The 22,671-nt window shown below is 58.1% G+C and carries 20 protein-coding genes; 6 read left to right on the top strand and 14 right to left on the bottom strand.

The annotated features are described in order from the left end of the window. The first annotated feature begins 85 nt into the window (after nucleotides 1–85). The 3 genes from ACVIGB_RS41195 to ACVIGB_RS41185 are packed head-to-tail and all read left to right on the top strand — an operon-like array spanning nucleotide 86 to nucleotide 3,391. Nucleotides 86–1,249, top strand: coding sequence for a CBASS cGAMP synthase (locus ACVIGB_RS41195; protein WP_456718347.1), 1,164 nt, complete (start codon nucleotides 86–88; stop codon nucleotides 1,247–1,249). Further along, complete coding sequence (locus tag ACVIGB_RS41190) at nucleotides 1,242–2,930, top strand: ThiF family adenylyltransferase (RefSeq protein WP_456718348.1); 1,689 nt, start codon at nucleotides 1,242–1,244, stop codon at nucleotides 2,928–2,930. The genes ACVIGB_RS41195 and ACVIGB_RS41190 overlap by 8 nt, the downstream gene beginning before the upstream one ends. Next, nucleotides 2,927–3,391 (top strand): Mov34/MPN/PAD-1 family protein, encoded by a 465-nt coding sequence (locus tag ACVIGB_RS41185; protein WP_456749299.1) that lies wholly within the window; start codon nucleotides 2,927–2,929, stop codon nucleotides 3,389–3,391. Before ACVIGB_RS41190 ends, ACVIGB_RS41185 begins: the two co-directional genes overlap by 4 nt. 401 nt (nucleotides 3,392–3,792) lie before the next feature. On the opposite strand, the gene ACVIGB_RS41180 is transcribed toward ACVIGB_RS41185, so the two are convergent. From ACVIGB_RS41180 to ACVIGB_RS41160, 5 genes are all read right to left on the bottom strand, one after another. Then, entirely contained in the window at nucleotides 3,793–3,918 is a 126-nt protein-coding gene (locus tag ACVIGB_RS41180; RefSeq protein WP_456718350.1) for a hypothetical protein, read from the bottom strand. Between the two features lie 40 nt (nucleotides 3,919–3,958). Beyond that, entirely contained in the window at nucleotides 3,959–4,411 is a 453-nt protein-coding gene (locus tag ACVIGB_RS41175; RefSeq protein WP_456718351.1) for a hypothetical protein, read from the bottom strand. 27 nt (nucleotides 4,412–4,438) lie between these two features. Then, nucleotides 4,439–4,816, bottom strand: coding sequence for a hypothetical protein (locus ACVIGB_RS41170; protein ID WP_456749298.1), 378 nt, complete (start codon nucleotides 4,814–4,816; stop codon nucleotides 4,439–4,441). Nucleotides 4,817–5,308: 492 nt separating this feature from the next. Beyond that, nucleotides 5,309–6,046 (bottom strand): hypothetical protein, encoded by a 738-nt coding sequence (locus ACVIGB_RS41165; protein WP_456718353.1) that lies wholly within the window; start codon nucleotides 6,044–6,046, stop codon nucleotides 5,309–5,311. 393 nt (nucleotides 6,047–6,439) lie between these two features. Beyond that, entirely contained in the window at nucleotides 6,440–7,363 is a 924-nt protein-coding gene (locus ACVIGB_RS41160) for an ArdC family protein (protein WP_456718354.1), read from the bottom strand. 401 nt (nucleotides 7,364–7,764) lie between these two features. On the opposite strand from ACVIGB_RS41160, the gene ACVIGB_RS41155 reads away from it, so the two are divergent. Then, the gene (locus ACVIGB_RS41155; protein WP_456718355.1) at nucleotides 7,765–11,286 is read left to right on the top strand and encodes an NACHT domain-containing protein; all 3,522 of its coding nucleotides are present in this window, start codon (nucleotides 7,765–7,767) and stop codon (nucleotides 11,284–11,286) included. 48 nt (nucleotides 11,287–11,334) lie between these two features. On the opposite strand, the gene ACVIGB_RS41150 is transcribed toward ACVIGB_RS41155, so the two are convergent. Together ACVIGB_RS41150 and ACVIGB_RS41145 are read right to left on the bottom strand one after the other, a co-directional pair. Beyond that, complete coding sequence (locus ACVIGB_RS41150; protein WP_456718356.1) at nucleotides 11,335–12,153, bottom strand: hypothetical protein; 819 nt, start codon at nucleotides 12,151–12,153, stop codon at nucleotides 11,335–11,337. 315 nt (nucleotides 12,154–12,468) lie between these two features. Then, complete coding sequence (locus tag ACVIGB_RS41145) at nucleotides 12,469–13,056, bottom strand: hypothetical protein (RefSeq protein ID WP_456718357.1); 588 nt, start codon at nucleotides 13,054–13,056, stop codon at nucleotides 12,469–12,471. A 346-nt stretch (nucleotides 13,057–13,402) separates the two neighbouring features. Here ACVIGB_RS41145 and ACVIGB_RS41140 point away from each other — a divergent pair, with 346 nt between their 5' ends. Continuing rightward, on the top strand, nucleotides 13,403–13,762 hold the full coding sequence (locus tag ACVIGB_RS41140) for a hypothetical protein (RefSeq protein ID WP_456718358.1): 360 nt from the start codon (nucleotides 13,403–13,405) through the stop codon (nucleotides 13,760–13,762). Here the strand turns inward: ACVIGB_RS41140 and ACVIGB_RS41135 are convergent. The 4 genes from ACVIGB_RS41135 to ACVIGB_RS41120 all read right to left on the bottom strand — a co-directional run bounded on the left by ACVIGB_RS41135 (nucleotide 13,759) and on the right by ACVIGB_RS41120 (nucleotide 18,808). Next, complete coding sequence (locus tag ACVIGB_RS41135; RefSeq protein WP_456718359.1) at nucleotides 13,759–16,425, bottom strand: hypothetical protein; 2,667 nt, start codon at nucleotides 16,423–16,425, stop codon at nucleotides 13,759–13,761. The genes ACVIGB_RS41140 and ACVIGB_RS41135 overlap by 4 nt on opposite strands. A gap of 12 nt (nucleotides 16,426–16,437) precedes the next feature. Then, nucleotides 16,438–17,355, bottom strand: a complete 918-nt coding sequence (locus ACVIGB_RS41130) for an SIR2 family protein (RefSeq protein ID WP_456718360.1) — start codon at nucleotides 17,353–17,355, stop codon at nucleotides 16,438–16,440. Between the two features lie 100 nt (nucleotides 17,356–17,455). After that, a complete protein-coding gene (locus ACVIGB_RS41125) occupies nucleotides 17,456–18,070 on the bottom strand; it encodes a hypothetical protein (protein WP_456718361.1) in 615 nt (204 codons plus the stop codon). A 21-nt stretch (nucleotides 18,071–18,091) separates the two neighbouring features. Further along, entirely contained in the window at nucleotides 18,092–18,808 is a 717-nt protein-coding gene (locus tag ACVIGB_RS41120) for a nucleotidyl transferase AbiEii/AbiGii toxin family protein (protein WP_456718362.1), read from the bottom strand. On the opposite strand from ACVIGB_RS41120, the gene ACVIGB_RS41115 reads away from it, so the two are divergent. Further along, nucleotides 18,802–19,026 carry a hypothetical protein gene (locus ACVIGB_RS41115; RefSeq protein ID WP_456718363.1) on the top strand — a complete coding sequence of 75 codons (225 nt, stop codon included), beginning with the start codon at nucleotides 18,802–18,804 and terminating at the stop codon, nucleotides 19,024–19,026. The genes ACVIGB_RS41120 and ACVIGB_RS41115 overlap by 7 nt on opposite strands. On the opposite strand, the gene ACVIGB_RS41110 is transcribed toward ACVIGB_RS41115, so the two are convergent. From ACVIGB_RS41110 to ACVIGB_RS41100, 3 genes are all read right to left on the bottom strand, one after another. Next, the gene (locus ACVIGB_RS41110) at nucleotides 18,990–20,300 is read right to left on the bottom strand and encodes a tyrosine-type recombinase/integrase (RefSeq protein ID WP_456718364.1); all 1,311 of its coding nucleotides are present in this window, start codon (nucleotides 20,298–20,300) and stop codon (nucleotides 18,990–18,992) included. The genes ACVIGB_RS41115 and ACVIGB_RS41110 overlap by 37 nt on opposite strands. 260 nt (nucleotides 20,301–20,560) lie before the next feature. Next, nucleotides 20,561–21,973, bottom strand: coding sequence for a pyruvate kinase (pyk, locus tag ACVIGB_RS41105; RefSeq protein WP_456724954.1), 1,413 nt, complete (start codon nucleotides 21,971–21,973; stop codon nucleotides 20,561–20,563). A 57-nt stretch (nucleotides 21,974–22,030) separates the two neighbouring features. Next, on the bottom strand, nucleotides 22,031–22,561 hold the full coding sequence (locus tag ACVIGB_RS41100; protein WP_456718365.1) for an Lrp/AsnC family transcriptional regulator: 531 nt from the start codon (nucleotides 22,559–22,561) through the stop codon (nucleotides 22,031–22,033). Between the last annotated feature and the right edge of the window lie 110 nt (nucleotides 22,562–22,671).

Genomic DNA, 22,671 nt, shown 5'->3' with positions numbered 1-22,671 from the left:
TCGTGCCGCTGGATGTAAGCCGTCCCCGACGCCCGGATCGCCGAACCGTCGGTGGCGAGCGACCTGCAAATAGAAAGGTAGCACTGTGGCAAACGTCGATAAGCTGCTCCATGGCGCCCAGGGGGGCGTCGACCTCCTTTTTAAGCTCGAACTGCTGGCTGACGAGCAGGGCAAGCTACAGAACGCGAAGCGAAAGATTCGCGACCATCTCAGGGTGGTTATCGTGAGCGAGACCAAACGTCAGTTCGGAAGACAGATCACCCCGCGCTTCTTCACGCAGGGCAGCGAGGCTTACAAACTGCTCAACCGGCGTGCATGGATGCCGCCGCAGCAGGTTGACGTTGATGACGGCCTCTATCTGCCGATGACCTTCGTCAAGGGCAATGGACCTGCCGAAGCGGCGACACTTTACTTCGCCATTGTCGATGCCGCTTTAAAGGTGCTGATCAAGCGCGAGAAGTGGAAGGGCTTCGAGGAGAAGGACACCTGCGCACGCGTCATCATTGATGATTGCCTCCATGTTGACGTCCCCTTGTACGCCATTCCCGATGACCAGTTCGGAAGGCTGACCAAGGCCGCAATGGACCGGGCTATTGCCGACTCTGAAGACAATATGGACTTCATGAGCTCGCGGAAAATGCGGATCGACAGCTGGGATCAGATCGATTCCGACAAAGTTTTGCTCGCGCACCGCAAGGAAAACTGGAAGCCGTCCGATCCGCGCAAGATCCATGACTGGTTTCTCAATGCTATCGACTTCTATGGCGAACTCTTGCGGCGCGAATGCCGGTATCTGAAGGCTTGGCGGGATCATCACAAGCTCGATCATGTCTCGTCAATCATACTGATGGCTTGCGCCTTCTACGCTTTCGAAGACGTTGGCCATCTGCGCGTCCCTCGCCGCGACGATCTCGCGCTCCTCGAGGTAACTTCGCGTCTGGCCGACATGTTCGCCGGTGAGATTCTCAATCCAGCCGACACCACTGAAGTTCTCGGGTCATCCTGGACCCGCGAGCAACGTCAGCAGGCCATCAAGGCTGCCAACGCGATGCACGAGCAATTGGATGACGCGATCAACCATTGCTACCTGCCAGAGGTCGCCGTGAACCATCTGAAAGCCGTCTTTGGCGATCGAATTCCCAATCGTCCTGATCTTGTCAAGGCTCACGCCGCTGCAGCTGCGGCCGTCGTAGCTACTCCGGCCATCATCTCGCCGGCGCCGTCTGTAGGACGGTCGACCAGTGGATGAGCGGGACGTCCTCCGAACCATCGATGCCGCGCTAAGACAGGAGGGCTTCAAGAAGGATTGGAGCCAGAGCGCGCATCCATACTACGTCGGCCGAATCGACCGACATGGTCTGGAGGCCGAGGTGTCGATCGAGGTGCCTGACCTTGATTTCGTCGATCCGCCGGTCATCAAACTGCTGTCGCGCGGCAAAGCGGAAGGTAAGCGTACGCCGCATTTGCTCGGGCCAGACAACATGGTCTGCTATGTCGCAAGAAACGCCATGGTGTTCGATCGGTACGACCCCGGGGGGACCGTTCTGCAATGTCTGAAGCTGGCAGAGAAGGTTCTAGGCGATGGGCTTCGTGGCCGTTCCGATCTCGACTACGTCGACGAATTTAGCCAGTACTGGGCTGCCGGCCCTTTAATCTTGGTGGATCTGCCAGAGGGTTTTCGAGGCGAGGGTGAGATATTCTTTGTCGGGCTGTCGCGGACGGCCAACGATAAGCTGGTGCTGGCGCCGAAGGACGGGCTCGCCCCTTACTTCAAGGCGCTCCATGCGGCTAACCGCGGCATCAAGGTTGCTCCGGAAACTACACCTTGCCGGATCGTCCGGGTAGATATCGATTTGGGCGCAGATGGGGGTGGAGCCCTGCCCCGCAATCTTCGAGGCCTTGCCGCATTCCTCGACCGGATTGGCATAGCACATGAATTGGAGCCCGCGCTGGGGCTGGGAACCGGTCTGACGCGTTGGATAGCGATCTGCGCACCCAATGCCATCTGTCTCGCCGATATCCAGATCCCCAAACGCTTTGATCGCCCCGAATTCATGAAATCCCGGAAGTCGGCTCTGCCGAAGATCCTGCTCGACCACACCGAGGATGTGGCGGTCGAACGCCATCTGGGTTCTCCGATCGATGAACGCTTTCTCTACCAGCGTAATCTTGGGGCTGTGCCGAGCCTCGCTGGAAAGAACATTGTTCTGATCGGTTGCGGCACCATCGGTGGCTTTCTCGCCTATAATCTCGCGCAAAGCGGCGCCGGGTCGCTGGGAGGATGTCTCACACTGATTGATTCCGACAAATTATCGCCGGCCAATGTCGGACGGCATATTCTCGGAATCTCGTTTTTGGGCCAGAACAAGGCTGACGGTTGTGCCGAATACATTCGCGGACAGCTTCCGCACCTTGCAATCGAAAGTCGTGCTCTGGACGCGACCGCGATCCTGGCGTTATTGTCGGGCGACTTGATCATCGACGCAACGGGTGAAGAGCCGTTCTCGATTGCCTTGAACCATCATGCCATCTCGCGGCGACCGAACTTTCCGCCGGTTCTTCACGCCTGGATCGCCGGCAACGGCGGTGCGGCCCAGGCTTTGCTCTGCGACGGACCGGAGCACGGGTGCTTCAAGTGCCAAAAGCCAAAGCTTGCTAGCGAACCGCGCTATAGGGTCCTGCGTCCAGACTCTGACAACGATCTGCAACGCAATCCTGCCTGCGGCGACGGCCTCTATGCACCGTTCCCGGTCTCGGCATCGATGTCGGCGGCGGCCTTGGCGCTCGACCTCGTTCTCGCATGGAACAGCGGCGATCCGAGGCATCGCTACCGAACCCGTGTGCTCGATCCGGATCGCAGCTTCCAGATCAAGGACATGAACCTGACACCCGCTCCAGAGTGCCCGGCTTGCCAGACACGGGCTCAATGATCTTCCGCGCCGGCATGCGACTCGTCGTCGTCCACGAGCAAGTGACGGTGAGGATCGATCGCTACCTGCGCATTCCCGAGAACGCAACAGAGGCCGGAGGGATCCTGATCGGCTGCTATAGAGGCCCGCATATCGAGATCACCGACTGTTCGTTGCCTCTGAGGCGCGACCGCCGCGCACGACTGCGGTTTGATCGAGACGATCCCGGACATCAGGGTCTCGCCAACAGGCGATGGACCGAGAGCGGGCGCACTCACACATTTGTTGGGGAGTGGCATACACATCCCAGGTTTTCGTCGACGCCATCCGGGATCGATCTGAAGACGTGGCGAGAGGTCACGCGGAACAACCGCTCTGGGAGCTCGGTCTTCCTCATCAGAGGCGGCGATGGCTGGTGGGCGACCATTGGCGCAGGGAGGATCTTGACAAGGATGTCGATCGTTCCTCCCGACGACGAATGACTGTCGTGGCGAACCTGATTGTTTGCTGACGAAAGCCTCGACGATCTCATCGGCGCAACGCGGACGCAGCCAATCTTGCGCACGTTCTGCAGCGAAAGCAGCTGGCACTCCCCAGGATTCGAATGCCGGCCGCGAGCGATTTGTCGAACAAGGACTCGCTAACGCAGACGCAGGATTCGAGCTCCGTTGTACGGGGGTTGTATGGAAATTCAAGAAGACGCTGAAATTTCGTCGCGGGAAGCGAGCAAACAATTGATTCTTATATGGCAATTTTGATGGAGTGGGTGAAGTGCTCGAACAGACCACGCGAAGCGCCATGGTTGCCGAGAAAAGATATCGATTTTCGCTATCGCAATCAAATATTTATTTTGGTGCAAACCGGGATTGGCGCGCAAGCGCGCTCACGTTGCGCCGGTTGTATTAGTTAGTAATGCACCATAGCCAATAGCCGTATTGATCGAACCAGATGTAACCGCCTTTAATGCCTGAACACCAATGGCCGTGTTGTTGACGGCGGTGGTGGTCATGCTGGCGCTGCTCATCGCCTGCGTACCGATGGCAATGTTGTTATAATAGACCGAACCCGCAGGCAAGCGCGCCGTAACCGATGGCTATGGAGCAGCCAACACAATTTGTATCTGCGACAGGGTTACTATGCCCATTCACGCCGCCGAGATAAAGCGTGCCGCTGGTTGCCTGACTGGTCCCGATATAGAGATTGCCATAGCCGATCGTTAGGTTCGGGTTGCTGTAGGTCAGACCACTGTCGCCCGCCAGCGCACCACCGCTGTTATACTGAACCTGAGTATTCGACCCGCCAGCGGATGCTGTGGTGCCCTGCGCCTGCCAGACGTTCGAGACGCATTTCAGGATGTTGCCGTTGGCATCGGGCCAGCCATACTGCATGTTGGCGCCGTCGCATGCGGCGCCTGCCGTTCCAACGGAATAGCCGGGCCGGCTGGCGAATTGCGCGAATGCAGGGCGACGAACTGCAAACAACCGTGCATGCGAGAACAACACCGAGCGCGCGTTGGAGTTCAGACCAACTCATTCAGCCTTGTCGAGGCTGACATTTCGCCAGCTCGTTCCGTCGCAAAATTGCAGATGTTTGTCAGCGAAGCGGAGCGAACCGGCATTCCTCTCGGCGCATCCTACGCCGGATGACCCTACCTTGACCTCGCCCTGATAAACATCCAGATGCGCCGCCGGATTTGCGGTACCGATGCCGACGCAGCAATGGTTGGCCCCAGAGAAGATCATTCCGCCGAGCGGGTCACTCTTTGACGCAGCGGTCTTTGGCTGATCGGCGGCAGCGGCTCCATGTGCGATTAGGGCCAGGAGGAGAGAAAAGATACAAACGCAACGCTTCACAAAAACTCCCTTCCGGAAAGCTTCGGAAAGAACACCGGGAAGAGAACCTTCCACTGGCGAGCACGGGAGTTCAGAAATCGTGACAGCACGATTGCGACGGCCTTTGGCCGCGAGGCTTGGACATCCAAGGACATTGCCTGCGCAATATCCTCGCCGCCGCCTCCCGGCCCATAGGGTCGAAAGGCAGCGTTGTATCGGCAACGCAAGACACCGGCTATCAAGAGGTTCTGACACCCCGAAGGCAGGCTTTCTCTGCCCTCGCGTTGAGACTGCCACGGTGGTTGGGGCGGTCAATCAAGTTGTGTTTGTGCCCGCCAAATCGCTACTTGAACACAGACCAGTCGCCGATAACCCGAATCGAACACGTTCATTTCTCCGCAGCAGACAGAATTGCGGTCTGGCAAAGCGCGGGCGGAAAGGCATCCTATCGCTCCCGACCTTGCTCTGCCTGCATGGCCGCGGTCGCCGCACGAATCCGAACGGTGCAGATCACAAACGCAAAGGGCCCCGGCAATCGCCGAGGCCCTGTCTTCCTGTTCCCGATGCTTAGTTTGCTTTCGCACCGGCGGATGCGTCTGCCGATTTCTGATCCGCCTTGCACTGACCTCCGGGGACAGGCTGCGCCGTCATTGCGACCTGACCGTCCGAATTGGCAATCCACTCTTCCAGGTTCTTCTGAAAGTAAGGTTGGCGCTCCGGCTTACCGACCACCACCCAGAAATGGGTGAGCTTGCATCTTTGGTTACCATCGTGCGCCTGCGCCTGCATCCGGCCGATAAAGGTACCCGGCGTATTCATCCCGTCGGCGCTAAACGTACCGCCACCGAACTCGCCATCAAGGTGCCCGAAGACCACGGTCATGTAGTTGGCGCTCCTCGCCCCTTCGGTCCTGAACTGGACCGGCGTCTGATCGTCATCCGGGTCCGGCACAGAAGCGCAGACCTTCGGATCGGTGATCTCGACCATGCGGCCGAGCACCGAGCTCGACCAGGGCGCCACCAGAAGCTTGTAGCAACCTGCCACCACGAATTTGCCGTCGGCTGCCTGCTTGTACATCTCGACGCGCTGATACTGGCCAGTGTGCTCCAGGATCGCTGGGATTAGGCGCGTCTTGACCGGTTCTTCGAGCACGGGGGAAAGGACGGCACCTGCCACCAAGGTAACGGTACCAATGGCGACGGTTTCGTAGAGCGCACCACGCAGCTTCGACCATTCGGGAAACCAGCGTCCGCCACCATGCGACGCACTACCGATGTTGTTGGTAGCATCCTCGACCGTAGTCATCTGAATCCTCGTTGGAAGGAGAAAGGGGCACCCCGGCGCGTTATGCGCCGGGGTGTCGTGTTTCACCGGCATGTAGGGGCTTCAGCAAAGACGGGTGCACAACCGGCCCGTGGCCAGGACGCGCATGGGATCCTCCCTCTTCTGGACGGCGATGCCGGGAAAATGGATACGCATCAGTGTCCATCACGAACATCGACACGCCCCGCATCTGTCCCTGGAGGAATTGGGGACGCGCCCGTGACTCGCCAGAACCCCAATGCAAGAAAAATCCCGGCGTGACGCTCTTGAAACGCCACAATCAGGTTCATAACAGTCCTTGCCAATTAATGCAGATGCATCCTTTGCCAGAACGAGACAAAGCAAATGCCGGACGGTCCGCGCCGGTTGAATGTTTCACGCAGCGCATCGAGCTGCCATGGGCTTGTCCCCACAGCCTTCCGTTGCCAGTTGAACACCCTGCAGAAAATCCGCCGCGCGCTGCGCATGCGACGCGGCGGTGAAGATCGCGCGCTTGTCGCCCTTCAGCACTTTGATCCATGAGCCGATATAGGCGGCATGGTCATCGCGGATGCCGGGCGTAAGGTCGAGATCGGCACAGACAAACGCCGATCCAAGCTCGGCGACCAGCTCCTCCATTGCGTAGCCTTCGTCGCCGAACCGCTTGCGTCCGAAATCCCGATCAAGGCGCGACGGATGGCGAGTCCAGTGGATACTCTCGTGCGCAAGGGTCGCATAGTAGCTTTCGGCATCGCGGAAGCTTTCGAAAGGGGGCATCTGCACGAAGTCATGCGCGATATTGTAATAGGCCATGTTGCCGCCGTGCCGGATGGTGGCACCTTTCGCCGCAAAGAACGCTTCAGCTTGCTCAATGCGCTCAATGGAGTCCACGCGCGGCGCCGGTTTGCCATAGAAGTGTTCGGGCAAACCCTCGATCTGCTCGACATTGAAGACGGTGTAGCCCTTAAGGAACGGGATCGCGCGTTCGGATTCCTCTCCGGTCGCGGCATCGGTTTCCGTGCGTATCATCCTGTCGGCATAGACGACGAGGCTGCCCTGCTCGCCCTTGCGCACATTGGCCTTGAGTTCGGAAGCTTGCCGGTAGGTCATCCAGATGGGTGCTGCGTAGCCGCGTTCGATGGCGGCGGACCACAGCATCAGAACGTTGATGCCGTTATAGGCGATACCGTTTGCCCGAAGGGGCCGCGTGATGCGTCCGGCGGTGTGTTCGGCATTCCATGGCTTGCACCAAGGCCTGACGCCTTTCTCGAGCTCTGCCACGATCTGGTTGGTGATCTTCTGATAGAGATCGGTTTTCATCTGCCCTCTCCTAGTTTGCCGGTTGCGCATGCAACCGGAACTAGGCCCGCGCCAATGAGCGGGGTTGGCCGTCACAGGCCGGAAAGCGAGCGGGGCTGGTGCGGGCCGGAGGAGAGCGCAGCGAGCCGACTACACGGCCCGCCGCTTTCCGCCCCCACGCTTTTCGTGGGGGCTTGGCCTTGACGGCCTGGGGGCCGCAGGCCCCCGAATTCCTGACTAACCACCAGTCGCGTGGTGAGCTTCTGCCATCAGAACAAACTTCATCTTGCAAATCAGATGCAGCTCGATACGTATCTTCGACTCGATTGAGATAAGGCTCTTTCGCCGTTTTGCCGATCTAGAGAAACTGGGCTAAACAACGGGTTGCGGTCTATCGCCGTTGAACCAGAAGAAGTGATGCCATGGCAGAACCGGGCGGCCCAACAACACAGGACGGCATTTTTTATCAGAATACCGTGGCCGCAAGATTTCTGGCTGATCTCCTCGATTTGGGACGGCTGGCTCCGCGCGAGCGGGTAATCGAGGTTCGGGTAGAGGCGCCGGCAGATGTGGACGACATCGTCGTCCGCTACGCAGATAACCATCGCGATTGGATTCAGGCCAAGACACGCGTTCAGCCAGCTACTGATGCGTGGAATAATCTCTGGAACGATTTGGCGACACAGATGGCTCGTGCGGATTTCTTCGGAGAGGACCGCCTTGTTATCGTCTTTGGAGAGGCAGACGAGACTGCGAGGGCACTGCGCGATTTGTGCGAGCGTGCCGCGACGGCACCGGACTCAACCGAATGGACTGAGCGCATGGCCGATCGGCACAAGAAAGTCCTTGCAGCGGTCGAGCGTACCTTGTCAGGTGGAGTGGAAGCTTTGGAGCTGTTCCGCCGCACGACGGTGGAGATCGCTCCTCTCGAAGAAATCGAGCGCGCTTTTGAGCGGCGTCGATTGGGTACCGCCTTCGCTCTTCCTTCTCGATTTCTGTCGATATTGCGCGACGTTGCGGGCGGCGCAGCACGCCGCAGGGCGCTATTTCTTGCCACTCCGCTTCGGACCAGGCTGTCGACGGAGTTTGGTGTGGACGTTGCCGAACCGGCTGAGTGGGGCCTGCCAGCCTACCGGTCGACAATCGAGCGTGTGTCGCGGATTGAGATACCGGGGACAGGCATCTCCGGAAGTTGCGAAGAGCTCTTTGTGTGGCCGCGCGCCCGTGATCTTGAACGTGCGACTCCCTCGGACTTTGAGGATGAGGAGCCGACCTGGGAATCCACGGTTGAACGGTCGAACGTCGACCTGCGATCCTTTCCGTCCGAGTTGATCGATCGCTGCATCGTGGTTGCCGGCCCCGGTTACGGCAAATCGGCCTTGTTGAACGCTGTGGCCACGCGTCTCGTCAGCACTCCCTATGTACCGGTATTCGTGCCGCTTGCGACTTTCGCGGCCAGCGATGTTAGCGTGCTGGAGTTCCTCGCCGACGAAATCAATCGAGAGCTCAACGTCCGGGTTGACTGGTCCCGTCTTGCTGAGCAGGGATCTGCCGTTCTCCTCTTCGACGGTCTTGATGAGATCCCCTCTAGTCGACGCCGGGCCGTGCTTAATCGCGTCGCAAACTTCTCAGCTCGATACCCGCTCGTACCTTGGCTGCTTACCGTGCGCGATCGAGCTGTTCTAACTGGTCCTGCGGAAGCCCGGTTGGTCGAACTCTTACCGCTCGACGACTCAGATATCGTTCGTTTCGCCGAAGCGATGAAAACTCGCGTGCCTGGCTTAGACGGCTGGGAGTTTGTCCGCCGTCTTGAGGCTTACCCTGATCTCGCTCGCTTGGCGAAAATCCCACTCTTTCTGGCCATGTTGCTGGCGCTTACCAAAGCTCCGAGGGCGATGCCGAATGGACGAGCGGACCTGATAGAGAGTTATCTGAAGACCTTATTCAGTCCGCACGAGCACAAGTCGGTTCAGTCAACACCGGCCGACGCATCGGCCCTGCGGCGGGTGGCCGAAGTGCTGGCCTATGATCGGCTCGAAGCTCAAGAGATTGGCGCGACCGAACGTGAGGTGATGGAGATCGCGGCACGCTTCGATGTCCCTGGGGAAACGCCGGACAGTATTCTGTCCAAGCTGCTGACTCAGGGAGTGCTTCGTCGGCAAAGCGCGTTACGCCTGCAGTTCCCCTATCCCATCGTTCAGGAGTATCTCGCCGCATGTCATCTCGTGCGTGAGGAAGCTCAGACCCTCTCGCACCGAATCCATGACGCGGTTCAGCGTCCCTGGGCTCAGGTCATACAATTCGCCCTTGAGCTTCACCAACAACCGTCTCCAATTATCCATGCGATGCTGGAGCGGGGTGATGATGCGTTTTCCACCGGCTTGCGTCTAGTCGCTCGCTGCGTTCTCAACGGCGCGAAAGTGGACGCTGGGCTGAGGGACGAGGTGGCGCGGCAGCTCGCGCTCGTCTGGGACACGTCATCATCGTGGCGGATCAGGGAGCGCATCGGGCGCATGATAGCCGATGGCTTTTCCCACCCGCTTCTTCCTGAAGTCCGAGCCTTATTAGGACATCGTTGGCTTCTCGAAAGTGGAGCGGGCGAGATCGTCGCTCGAACCGACGATCCCACCCTCACGAGGGAAGTGTTGCAAGCGTTACTCGATCGAGGGCTGGATCGATTCACACGCGTTAGGTCGTTTCAGGCCGCCATTGATCGGCTCGGCGATGAGGCGCTCAAGATGTACATCGAGAAAGCGAGAAGCCCATCCATATCGCACGATCAGCTTTCCGGGCTCTCAGACCTAGTGGGGCAGTTGGACGCGACGCGCATTACACCAAATCTCGCGCTGGACCTTGCCTGCGATGAGGCCCTTCCCGACGAACTGCGATTGGAGGCCTTTTCGGTAGCTAGAGGTCCGCTTGATCAGCGGGCCTGGCCTATCATCGACCGCGCTCTTCAATCGAGCGACTACGGTGATCGCTGGGCGGCCGTAAAGGCCATATCACGAAGTGCAGATCCGCGGGAAAGGTTGCTCGATATTCTTCGCGATCATGGCCGCAGCCCCGAGCTGCATGACGAGATCGCGGGACGGCTGTCATACGCCTTTAAGGACGAGAAGGAGCGGCTGGACTTTATCCGCGCCTGCGGCCGCGACACAACCATTCCGCATTCCCTGCAAGGCATCATGATGGCGTTCTCGGCACGGTATGGCGATGAGCAATCATTCCGGCAGTTGGTTGCGGACTTGGGAACGCTGGACCTTCGCTTGGCCGGTATAACCGTCGCGCTCTTCGGACATTATCCAATCCGCGAGCTTGGCGAAGCCGCTGCGAACGCCGTTCGGGCTCGCGTCCAGTCGGCTGAGCAAGCAGCCTCGTTCGCGGGCAACGCTGTTATTGGAATGACGTCGATCTACGAAATGGATAGCCTGCTTGGAGGCGCACTCCAACCCGCGCCGCCCCATCCCGCGTTGGACGTGTGGACCGATCTCGTCGATGGCTGGATGGACCGAAACGATGCGAGCGAGATACAGCGTATTAGAATTGCGGGTGCTGCTCTCAGATTGGGCTCGGTACGCGCGATTGATAGGCTCGAAAGCATGATTCATGCGTTGGGCGATCCGGACGACGCCCGTCTTGATGACGAGGATAAGGATGGGCATACGATCCGCAGCGCTCTCGATGAGTTGCGCCGCAAGAGAAGGCTTTTGCCACTGTCGCTCGCTGAAGGGTTCGCGCGCGCTCAGCGATCCAATGTCCCATACGGCGGAGTAGGTGCCATCGCAGCCCACGGTGACCGCGCCGCGCTGGACTTGCTCATTGCACTTCACAACCAGCCTCCTAAGGCCGACATGCAAAGCAGTTTTTTCGACGCAATCGAGCCGCTGGCCGGCCGTCTTGGGGTCACGATCGTAAGAGTTGGCCGGAGCCTTCAGGTGGCATGAATTTCTTGGAGTAAGTCCAATCCGCGTGAGGCGCCATTCTTGCGAAGCCTAACCTGCTTGCCTTGTGTTTTGCAGGACCGCCGACACTTCCATAAAGCTGACCAGCTTTGTATCGATGCCGTGAAAAACAGCGGCGAAGTCCGGGACAAACGTGCCCCGCTTGGTGAGATTATGACGTGCCTGTCTGCCGATCGCGTGCATGATGAAATCGGCAACTTCGAGGCCGGGTTCGCCCTCTCGCTTGCGCATGAAATAGCACTCGACTGGCACCGGGTTGCCATTCTCCTCGATCGAGAAGTTCTGAAAGGCCTCCTCGATCAGGGGATCGGCGCGTTCCGACGATTCGAAGATCACCGCGATTGAACGGAAGCGGGTCCACCTCGCGATGTCGATGATGCGTTGTTTGAGCACCAACGCGATGGTTGGCAGAGGGCCAGTGTTGTCGGCAAAGGCGGTATTGGCAGACACGATAGCGCCAAACCGTGCAAAACGGCCCTGACGGAAGAACGCGGCAGCCGTGAGAATCTGCTCCCGGGTCGCGCTCCGACCAAAGTCGCTGGCATGAAGCGGGGTGTCGGGCGAACCGGTCGCTTGCCGCCTTACCTCACGCCACGGCATCCGAACGATAGGATCAAGATCTTGCGCGAGTACGGCGCAGCCGCCAAGGCCATAGACAGGCTGGTCCGGGATAAGGGCTTCGTGACCGGTATCGTCGGCAAACACGGCCAGACAGTCATTCGGAAGCTTCAGCTCCATCGGTGCAACTTTTTCCATGACTCCGTTGGTTGCCCCGAAAGATAGCACCTCGCTATCGAGCGCGGCGGACAGGACGGCACTCCTCCACTTCGTTCCGGTCTGACGATGCATCCGCCTCCTCCGGCGCAACGGCCTCCCGCGAAGGCCGCGATTGGCGCGGTCAAGCGATGGAGGAGAAAATGCAGCCATGGACGATCGGCGAACTGATGCATCTGACGCGGGACGAGCTTTGCAGGCTTGCCGCCGAGCTTGAATGGTCGCTGCCGGCGTTTGAGGCCGATACGACAGCGCGGCTCAGCGCTTGCGGGTCTCGACAACATCCGCCGCACCATGACCCGGCGCGGCTTTCACCATTGACCGGACGCAAAGAAAACCCCCGCTGGTTGCGCCAGCAGGGGCCATCTCTACTCCCAAGTCGTTCGGCTGCTAGGTGCGGAACCCTTCCATCCTCCGCGATCCGTTACGGCCTCTCCCAGGACGCCGGGACGGACGCTTTGCCGCCGGAGCGGTCTCAACCTTGCTCTTCAGGATCTCGGCGATGACCGTCTCAGGGTCTGTCAGGAGAAGCTTGCTCTGCTCGTTGCCCGCAAGGTCGCGCCACTTCAGCCGGGTCTTGTAGGGCTTCGTCGGGTTGAAGCCTTCTGTGGGCTCGAACATTCCGACCCGAAAGACGATCGCCTGATTCACAGCCACAGTGTCTTCCGTAAAGAGATGGAGACCGTGCTCGGTTGCGAACTCCTGCGGCGATTGTTCGGTGAGAACGATATCGCGATTGAGCAGGATCAGCCGCGACTTGAATTCTTTCTCGGGCTTGAACTCCGGGTTGGCTGTCGGGTCGAAGGGTTCGACGCACGCGACTTGTTCGAGAGGCACAAGTCGTTTTCCGATTGTAAGGACTTTCATGGAGATCTCCTTTCTTGGTTGAGGAGACTCTGGTCTACCGAAAACACTCAGTCTTCCCGATAGAAAGGGTTGGGAATCGAGCTGAAAAGGATTGGAATCATTGGTAGTCATTCGCCGAAACGCGATCCGTCTTCCGGATGCTGCTCAAATGGCGGAACGTAATCCTGCAATCGAATGATGAGCGAGCACACACGCGTGTGCATATCGTAAAAGTTGGAAACCTTTTGCAGTGCGACACTTTACGTTTGACTTAAGACCTACCAAAAAAAGACAATGAGCGCGTTCCCTCGGCGCGCTTGTCGAAGCTCAAGGCGTGCCAGGATAGTGGGATTACCCGTTTTTGGCAGGTCAAATAAAGAGGCCAGCACAGCGAGGTTCGAGCGAACTCTCCCATCTATTGACCCGGGAATGTCCTTGGTAGCCGCCGGGGACGGATCAACAGCAATTGGGAGGATACATGAAGCCGAACGCCGCCAGCTCAGATCAATTCGCTGACGACATACTGGAAGGTGCTGCCGCAATCGCAGAATACCTCTTTGGGTCACGGGAGCTTCGGCGCAAAGTGTATTATCTGGCCGAGACGTCAAAACTGCCCGTCTTTAGGTTAGGATCGGTGCTCTGCGCGCGGAAGTCGGTTCTGGCAGGTTTCATCAAAGGCCAAGAGAAGCAGCCGATCCGATTGCTTCACCTTCGGGCGCAGATCGCTGCACTCACCGGGACCGTACGCCAGCTTGAGCAGGCGGGCTTCGATACGGCGGAAACGAGACACCTCGTTGCAAAGCGTCGGGCGGAGCTGAAAGCCATGTCGCGCCGCTAAAGCGTCATCGCTTGCATCTTCAGCTTTTGAAAGGCCTTGGTTTCTACAAGGCGGGGCGCGTTTTCCACCAATTTCTCCAAAGCCTTGTTCATACCGTACAGGCTTTGATTGGCTGCATCGCCGGCAACCGCGCTAAGCAGATTAAGCATCTGCTCGGGCGCGACCTTGTAGATTTCAGGATCAGCTTCGGAGATGGAGAAGACGCTCGAATGCGCCCTTGCCTCCTCGGGGCGAATAAACGGGATGACGATCGGCGCGGCTTCACCAAAGGCGTCGCCAGTTGCCAGCAGTAGCTGAACCAACTTGAACGTGACCCGCGGCGACTGTAGCTCTGCATCGAGTGGCCAGGCCCCTGCGAAGACCGGACCGATGATGTCTCGCCAGACCGATATCTTCTCGTCAGGCTGCGCGGCCTCCATTTCAACGGCCAATTGATGCGCAAACGACCACCGCCCCTCGTTGTCGGTCGTTCGCAAGACGGAGCGCACTTCGGTAGCCGTCAAGGGATACTCGGCCTTCCTCGCCTGATTAACAACCAGTATGATCGCAAGCCAGTCGGAAAACGCCCGGATGTCCTCTCTGCCCACCTCTTGCCGCGAAAAGAGTTCGAGAAAGGGCTTCTTGGTGAGCGAAAATAGCCGGGCGGAGCCAATGTGGTTGGCATACTTGCGTGCGGACCACATTGCGAGTGCATCCAGCGAGGTCCATTCATACGATGGAAGAATGTTGGCTGCCGTCCATGTCGGCGCCCGCTCGAATAGAAATGCAACCCCGGCGGAAAAGCGCACGCGCGCGAGACGTGCAAAGAAATCGTTCCCTCTCAGCAGCCTGACATAACGGTCGCGCAGCGCCTTTCCAAGTTCAACGCCTTTCTTCGGTTTTGGTGTTTTCTTCAGGAGCACCGCTGCCAAGTTGCCGGCCGGATCGTTCAAGGCTGTCGTGAAAATATCAACGTCCGGCCTTTCCGAAGGCCGCGGAGCCCGGCGTTCGATGAGGTCCCACAGCTTCCAAAGGACCGCAGATTTCAACTTTTCCGAGACTTGGTCCATCCAAAATGCAGCGCCGCTGGCCGTTTCAGCGAACGGCGAATCTTCTGGCCATGACGCTAGCAAGCTCGCCATTCGGTTAAGGAGTGCGACATCGGAAATCTTGTTCGCCGCCCACAAGAGCGGCCGCCAAGCCCATTCCTGCCAACGATCGACTTCAGACGCGGCCTCGACGCCCAGAAACGCCTCTTCCGGCTGTCCTTGGCAAAAGCTCTGCCAGGCGTCACCATCCATGAAGTCGGCCTCGGCCGCCGCCTTCCTGGCGGCTGCGAGCAACTCGTTGCTTGGCAATCCTTGAAGCTTCTCCGTCTTCCCCTCAAGACGACTTCCTTCCCCATGCCAAATGGCGAACCCCGCCCTCTCCGGATCATTGGCAATCCAATTCGGATGCCTCTGCCTGATTTCCATCAGCACTTTGGCGGCTTCCGGTCCCAACGGGACATTGCTGCGTTCCAGGTCGAGCAGTAGGGCAAAGCGATGCCGGTCCATCGGCTCGGCCAAGTCCACGCCGTCCTTGAACCAATTTGCGGGAGGCCCTTCGACAATGCGTTTCTCGATCCGCGCGCGCTTCTCGCTTGAAAATTCCGGCCATCGTGCACGAACGAGCCGGTGCACCTCGACCTGCGAGTTTGTCAGAAACAGTTCGCCTTGCGGTACTTCCAGCAAGACGTCCGCTGCGAGATCTGGCGAGACTTTGGGCTCGGCCGCTGCATACAGGGCCAGCCGATGAAGGAGGCGAAACGAACTTCGCTTCCACACATCGAGAGCATGAAGGGCTTTGTCCAGGTCGTTCTGGATAAGTTTCGTCCATAACTCGGCAAGCACTCGAACAATCGGAAGGAAACCTTCGTGGTGAGCGTTTTGCGGATGTGCAGCCACCGAGGGAACGTCAATATCGGTAAGACTGAGTCCAATGGGCCCCTCCACTCCGACCTCGATTGCATCAGCCAGCGTGACGCTGAGCGCCGTTGTCAGCCCATCAACAAGAAACCCCTCCGCTTCGGTGCCCGCATCCTTTGGCCACGCCGCAAAGAAGTCCTTTTCGGTAATGCCGTCCTCGACGCCGTATTTGATGGACATGAGATCAGTCGGCTTCTCAATCGGCCGATCAGCGTCGTCATACCACCCATAGCGCTTTTCGACGAAAAGCTTCGGCGTAAGCAGATTGGTAATTCGGGAAAGAACCTCTGCCGAGACGTCACCGTGCTTTAGTCGCGGCAGCAGCCTAAACCATTGGCCATAGATTCTCCCCTGATGATCGTTTTCGATATGCCTGATTATGAGCTGCCAGCACTTTGCGAGGAACGGATCGAGGTTGTTCCGATGGGCTTCGAGCCGATACTTAAGGATGCGGGCCGCTTCGGCATCGAAGAAGCGAAGGTTATTAACCACCTCGCGCACAGCCTCGAGGTCCGCAAAATTCCTTTCGATCCACGCCGGCAAGACGGCGTCATTCTGAAAGACCTTCATCTCGGCCAACAGGGGCAGCCATGCGAGAGAAGGATTGATCTCCGTTAGATTGGTGAGCGCATCGTCTCCTGTAAGAAAAAAACGCAGCCGGTCGCGTTCGAATTCCGATACGTCGGCGGGCGTTATTTTCTTGGTGGCTTCTACCATCGGGATGGATGCTCAGGGTTTAGGTCGAAGAATCTCTTCAAGGCCCTGCCGGTTGTATCCAGCAGGGTTTTTCGCGTACCGAGCCCACTCGGCAAGTGTCGCATAGATATCCGGGTAATCTGCAAATTCGAGCGGCTTAATCCCCTTCGCCTTCCATAGCGATGCTGAGCCAGAGGAGCTTTTCTCGATCGCATATATGTCCTTGAGGTCGCGAAACCGATCCCGGTCGGCGTCCAGCGTTTCGAGCAACAGCCGCAACGCAGCGTCTTCGGCGCGATAGCCGACCAGAATGAGTGTGTTGAGACGCATCCGGTCTTCTATGTACCGTGACGCCCATCCGTCCCTGAGATAGGCGTCACCGAAATCGGCGCTTGTCAGGATCAGGTCTGACCGTTTCAAGCCGAGATCGGCGTCCTCAAGCCGGCCATGAAGATGGAGTATGCCAAAATCATCCGCGCCGCCTGGACGCGGGATTGATTTACCTGCGTGACTTTCAAAGGAGAGTGTTTCCTCTGCGGCCGCGCGCTCAAACAGGGTGTCAAAGTTCGTAGTGATCAGCCGAACCTGCCCGGTGCGGTCTCGTGATAGTTGAAGCAGGGACTTGTGGTGAGCGAGGTTAGCGCTACCGGGAGGCCTCAAGATCTGAGCAACCGCGACGCGAACGCGAGACTCCGTCCCATGCAACAAGGTTCGCTTTTCAAGAGAGCGAAGTACCCGGTCATACTCCTCCTTGTCATAAGCGATCACTTCGGCAGGCTCGTGGTTGCGACTTTCTCCAATGGTCGCATAGACGTCATCGGTCAACTTCTTAAAAGTGGGGAGCCCGACACCGAAGGAGACGCCCGCCCCGCAAAGGAAGATCACGTCACCATCGCTCACGGAACGAATGAGATCGTGCGGAATATCAGCGCTGTTCGGGAGAAATTTCATTTCGAGTATTGCTAGACCAATCTCTTGTCACTCTACCGTTGCGCGCGATTCCGAACAAGGCATCAAGATGGGTTGCGGCGGAAATACACGCGTGCGCGCCCTAGCGTATCCAAGGCAGCATTGTGAAGAATATGCCGGTCGTACGCTCCAAAAGGCCAAGATCACAATTGTGCATGCGCCAGACGAAATCCGGCATTTCCGGGCACTCCTGCGGAGCCGATTCAAATAGTCTTTTGTGAAAGTCAGGCTCGTCGGCACGAAGTTCGGGCTCCTCGATCGCACGCATGATTTTTGCGACCTGAGTAGAATGGAAAACCGACGTGCCGACGGTAGAGATCAGCGCGCCAAGCACAACCCTATCGCCGACTGTCATTGTCGTTGTGAAGCCGTGACGTTGTAACCTATTTCGTTCCGAGGGATCCGCTCCTTCAAAGCCGCGGCCTGCGATGATCGGCATTGACCCGCGCGACGCTGCACGCGTCTCGGCCACCGCCTGCGCTAAGGTTCCATCATCAAAACTCTTATGGTCACCGACCATAAGGAAGAATGCAGAATTTCGATCGAACGATACATAGAGCAGCTCTTTGGTTCGACGAGCCCAGCCGCTCGAAAGGATCTTGTCGCTCAGACGCAGGTGATGAAATCCATATGCATTTAACGCATAATCCTTGTCACCCCACTCAACACCCGGGCGTTTTCCGTTGCTAGGGGACAATGAGAACGGAGGCTGAGCGGGTTACCGTGCCAGTACCTTTTCAAGGTCGGTGACAAGCCGGTCCCGTTTGTCTTTCGATAACTTGTCGAGGTTCTGCTGGCGCCACCTGACGGCCGGCAAATCAGCCGCGCCCGGCACGCCAAGAAGGTCCCAATCGGGCTGACCGCGCTCGAACGACACGAGGAATTTTCGGTGAGCTTCGGGCATTTTGCCAACGATCGCGTCAACGAGTGCTTTGCGCGCCGCTATCGGCTCATCCTTTGGAACGGGCTTATCGGTCATACCCTCGAACCCGTGCATGAATTCGTCGGTTATGTCCTTTTGAGGTGAAGCGAGAACCTCGGACATTGGGCGGTCGTGGCTCAAGAGATAGACGACGAAGGCCTTGCGGATTTCATCTGTAATGCCTTCGTTGGCGAGCAGATCACGCACATCGAATAGATCGCGCGGATGCTGGCGGTCCAAGGCGGCGACGATTTTTCCGGCATAGAGGTCGGCGAAAGAGACGGTGCGCGCCTCCGCAAACCCAAACTCGTTTTCGACGGCGGGACGTACGGAGATCAAGACAGGCTCGAAGACGCAGCCGCGCAGGACCGGCGTGACTTCAATCTTGATCTGGACGTTCTGGGAACGAACGACGAGTTTAACGATGGCACCCTCTTTTTGCGTCTCATGTACCTGCGCACCAGGTATCTTTTCTTTGATCTTGGCGACTATCCGAGCACGCCGCCATGTCACCAGACACCTGCCCTCCGCTTACGATGATCGAGCGCATTGAACGCGCACTCGTGCTGCTCGCCTACTTCATAGAGCAGGATGGTGACTTCTGGGTCCCGATGTACGAAAAATTTGAGGCAGAACTTCAGGAACTCAAGGACAGAGAAGACACCAAGGCGCGTGCCCGCCGCCGGCTTATGGCCTATAGCGCGGCCGGGGGTTTGAAGGCGATCCGCTGAAGATACTTCAGCTTCAGTTCGAGCGATGGGCCCTTTCCATACTTCGGCTTATAGGTCTTGTGGCCCATCAGACTATCGATGAGACTGTCCGGAGCCTCAGCCGCAACCAGCCTATCCTTGAAGCTGTGGCGCAGGGAATAAACCGTGTGGTCCTTGGTGGGACGAAGCTCATTCTCAAGCAGAAACTTATTCAACGCGGAAGAGAGGTTTGAGGATTTGTCGCGATAGCGCGGAAAGCCCTGCGGCCGCTTTTTCATCGCGGCGAGAGCTGCGCCGACGAGCGGAATCTCGCGCTCGGAGTCTGCGGTCTTTAACCGGCGCCCCTCGGGCAGGATCTTCACGTGCGGTATGGGCCCCTTGAGAACAATCGCGTTCTCGCCCAGGTTCACCACCTCCGACGGCCGCATGCCTGTGTCAGCCACCACATACAGAACGAGACGGGCATCTTCATTCAGGCCATCTAGAGCACCCTTCGCCAAAAGTCGCTTTTGAATGAAGTCGGTCTCATACGGCACGCGTGGACGCTCAATCTCACCTTTCAGGCGAAGACCGCTGAAGACGTCGGGAATGTTGAGACGACGGCGTATGCTGACTTCCTTCAACATGCGGCTTAGCTGGCCGATATCCTTGTTGGCGGTCTTGGGCTCGCTTTCTTCATCGATCACGCGGCTGCGCCACCATTCGCAGTAATCAATACCGTCTTCTTGAGTGATTTCGTTGACCGGTTTGTCGCCGACGATCTTAACAAACCGCTCGACGGCTCGCGAACGGCCGTTGCGCCAGATGCGGAGCTGATCAGGCGAAAGGTCCCTCACCTCGTCTCGTGTCATGGCTTCGTATTCGGTGAAGAGAGAGGACAGCATGAAGGCCGGTTTCTTTTCGGCCCCGAACATAGCTGCGCGGGTGTCGGTATCATCCGCCAAACCCTTCGCGACGAGGGCCTCCAAGCGCTGTAAGCGAGCCTCCAGCGGCTGGCGCAATATTTCCTCGTGCTCGATGTACTCGAACCCAAGTGAGCGCGTGCGCTGCCGAGCAAACTCATAGCTGCTGAGCTGATCGCTTCGGTGGCCGTTAGCCAGTCCCTTCCAGAAGATCTCGAGTTGCTCATTGAGTTGCTGTGCGACTCTCACAGCACGACGCCCGGCGCGATCATCGGCGATCTTGATGCGCGTTGAGTGCTTGATGACACGGCGACGATCGAGCTTCGCGAACTCAACTGGTACGCGACGAACGAATTGCCAAGTGCCATGACGGCGCGTGAGAAAGTCGGGCATTTTTTCGAGAACGTGTTGGACGAAATGTTGGACGTTTCTTGAGTATAGACGTGTCAAACGCCGCCCGAAAAGGCTATGTATTTCGGTTATTTATGGAATCTTTGGGAAAGTTTGGGAAAGGCTGGAGTGGGTGAAGGGAATAGCTTGGAAGGCTGATGCTGCCCTCGAACCCTATCAGCTCCTGGTCACACATAAATTTCAAGCATGGTCCATATGGCAATCTGCGTCGCTTCCGGCAGTTCGATGCGAAGGACATTGCCTTAACATACGACAACGCGAAGGTTGTTGGTCGCGCCTCTAAGTCCGAACGGCACTCCAGAGACAACCACAGCCAAGTCGCTCGATCGAATATAGCCTTCCTGGTGGGCGGCCGCCGAGGCGATCCGCGTCATCTCCTCATAACCGGAAGGGTCGCAGGACACGGCACTATGTACGCCCCACAACAAGCTCATGCGCCGCGCCACCTTCTCATCCGGAGTAAGGGCAAGGATCGGCACCGGCGGCCGGCTCCGCGAAATCCGAACGGCCGTTGTTCCGCCGGCCGTAAAACCGATGATGACCTTGGCGCCAACCGTCGCCGCAAGATCTGCGCCTCCGGCTGCGACAGCGTGGGCAGGGGTATCCTCCACGTCAGGTCGAGAAGCCTCAATAAGGGACCGATAGAGGTGGTGCCGTTCCGTGCTTTTGATGATGCGATCCATCATGGCGACCGCTTCGACCGGGTAGGCCCCGCTTGCCGATTCAGCAGACAGCATTACTGCATCGGCTCCATCATAAATGGCAGTTGCGACATCCGACGTTTCCGCGCGCGTCGGCGTCGGCCGAGCCACCATGGAATCCAACATTTGCGTTGCGACGATGACGGGTTTGCCGGCAAGCCGACAGGCGCGCACGAGCTCCTTCTGCCGGCCAGGCACCTCCTCAGGTGGGATTTCGACGCCAAGATCACCACGCGCCACCATAACGCCGTCGGACAAGCCAATGATGTCGTCAATGCGATCGAGCGCCCTCGGCGTCTCGATTTTCGCAATCAGACCTGCGGCCTCGCCGATCAGGGCGCGCGCCTCGATCAAGTCGTACGGTTTCTGAACAAAGGACAAGGCGACCCAATCGACCCCAAGATTAATGCCGAAGGCCAGGTCGGCCCGATCCTTCTTGGTGAGCGGAGATAGATCGAGCATCGCCCCGGGTACGTTGACCCCCTTGTGGTCCGAGATCGCGCCTCCGACGACCACCTGCGCAACGATTTCTCCGTGTCCTGGCTCGGTGACCTTCAGGCGCACCCGGCCATCGTCAATGAGAAGTTCTTGTCCGGGATGGACAGCTGCGAAAATCTCCGGGTGAGGCAAAGGTATCGATTGCTTCTGCCCTTTCGTACCCTCGGTCACAAAGCGCACCGTTTCACCAGCGCGCAAAATCAGGCCGCCTTCTTCAAGGGAGCCGATGCGGAGCTTTGGACCTTGGAGATCCTGCAGAATGCCTATCGGACGGCCGAATTCCCGCTCGAGTCCACGGATGCACGCATAGGCCCTGGCATGGTCTTGATGGCTTCCGTGACTGAAGTTCAGCCGAAAGATATCTGCTCCGGAAAGGTAGAGAGCACGGATCTTTTCAGAGCCGGCGCTCGCCGGGCCGATGGTTGCCACGATCTTGGCGTGACGCGAGCGGCGCAACGTATTCCTCCAATGAACGAGTTCCATCAATCTAGGGACCAGGTCCAACGCAACGATTTAAAGACCGCGTTCGATGGCAGTTGAGGAGTTGGTGTCCTCTTCATCGGTCGCTCGACACCATGCGATGGACGTGATTGGTAAGGTGAATCCTGCCTTGAACCGATCCATGACAATCATTGTTTCAAGGCGTTTTATGTCTGAGCTTTCGTCTGTCAGACGCCTGGCAAACTGCTCGTAATCTTCCATATCGTTGACTGTGACGAGCAAGACGATGTCAGCCAAACCTGTAACGTAGAACGCGCTCATCACCTCCGGCATCTTGCGAATTTTACGCTTTAGGCGATCAACGGTGTCGGCCCGAGCGCGCTCCAAGGAAATGAGAACCACGGCCGTCACATTTCGTCCAATTGCTTTTGGAGAAATGATAGAAACGTCCGCTTCTATTATTCCCCTCGATCTAAGCCGCTTCAGCCGACGCTGAACTCCGGATGCAGACAGGCCGACTTTCCCACCGAGTTGCTCGCTACAGAGGCGATTATCTCGTTGGAGGAGGTCAAGAAGACGAAAATCGATCTTGTCGAGTTGCATCACTGCCTCGCGGCCAGCGGATTGCGATCGGCCCGGGAAAGCAGACGACTGCGCAGCTCGTCCCGACATCTTCGGTTCGTCACTGCGCAGCCGACCTGTTGGACGATCAA

This window comes from Bradyrhizobium sp. USDA 4341 (assembly GCF_054063755.1).
This window is presented reverse-complemented; position numbering and strand designations above follow the sequence as displayed.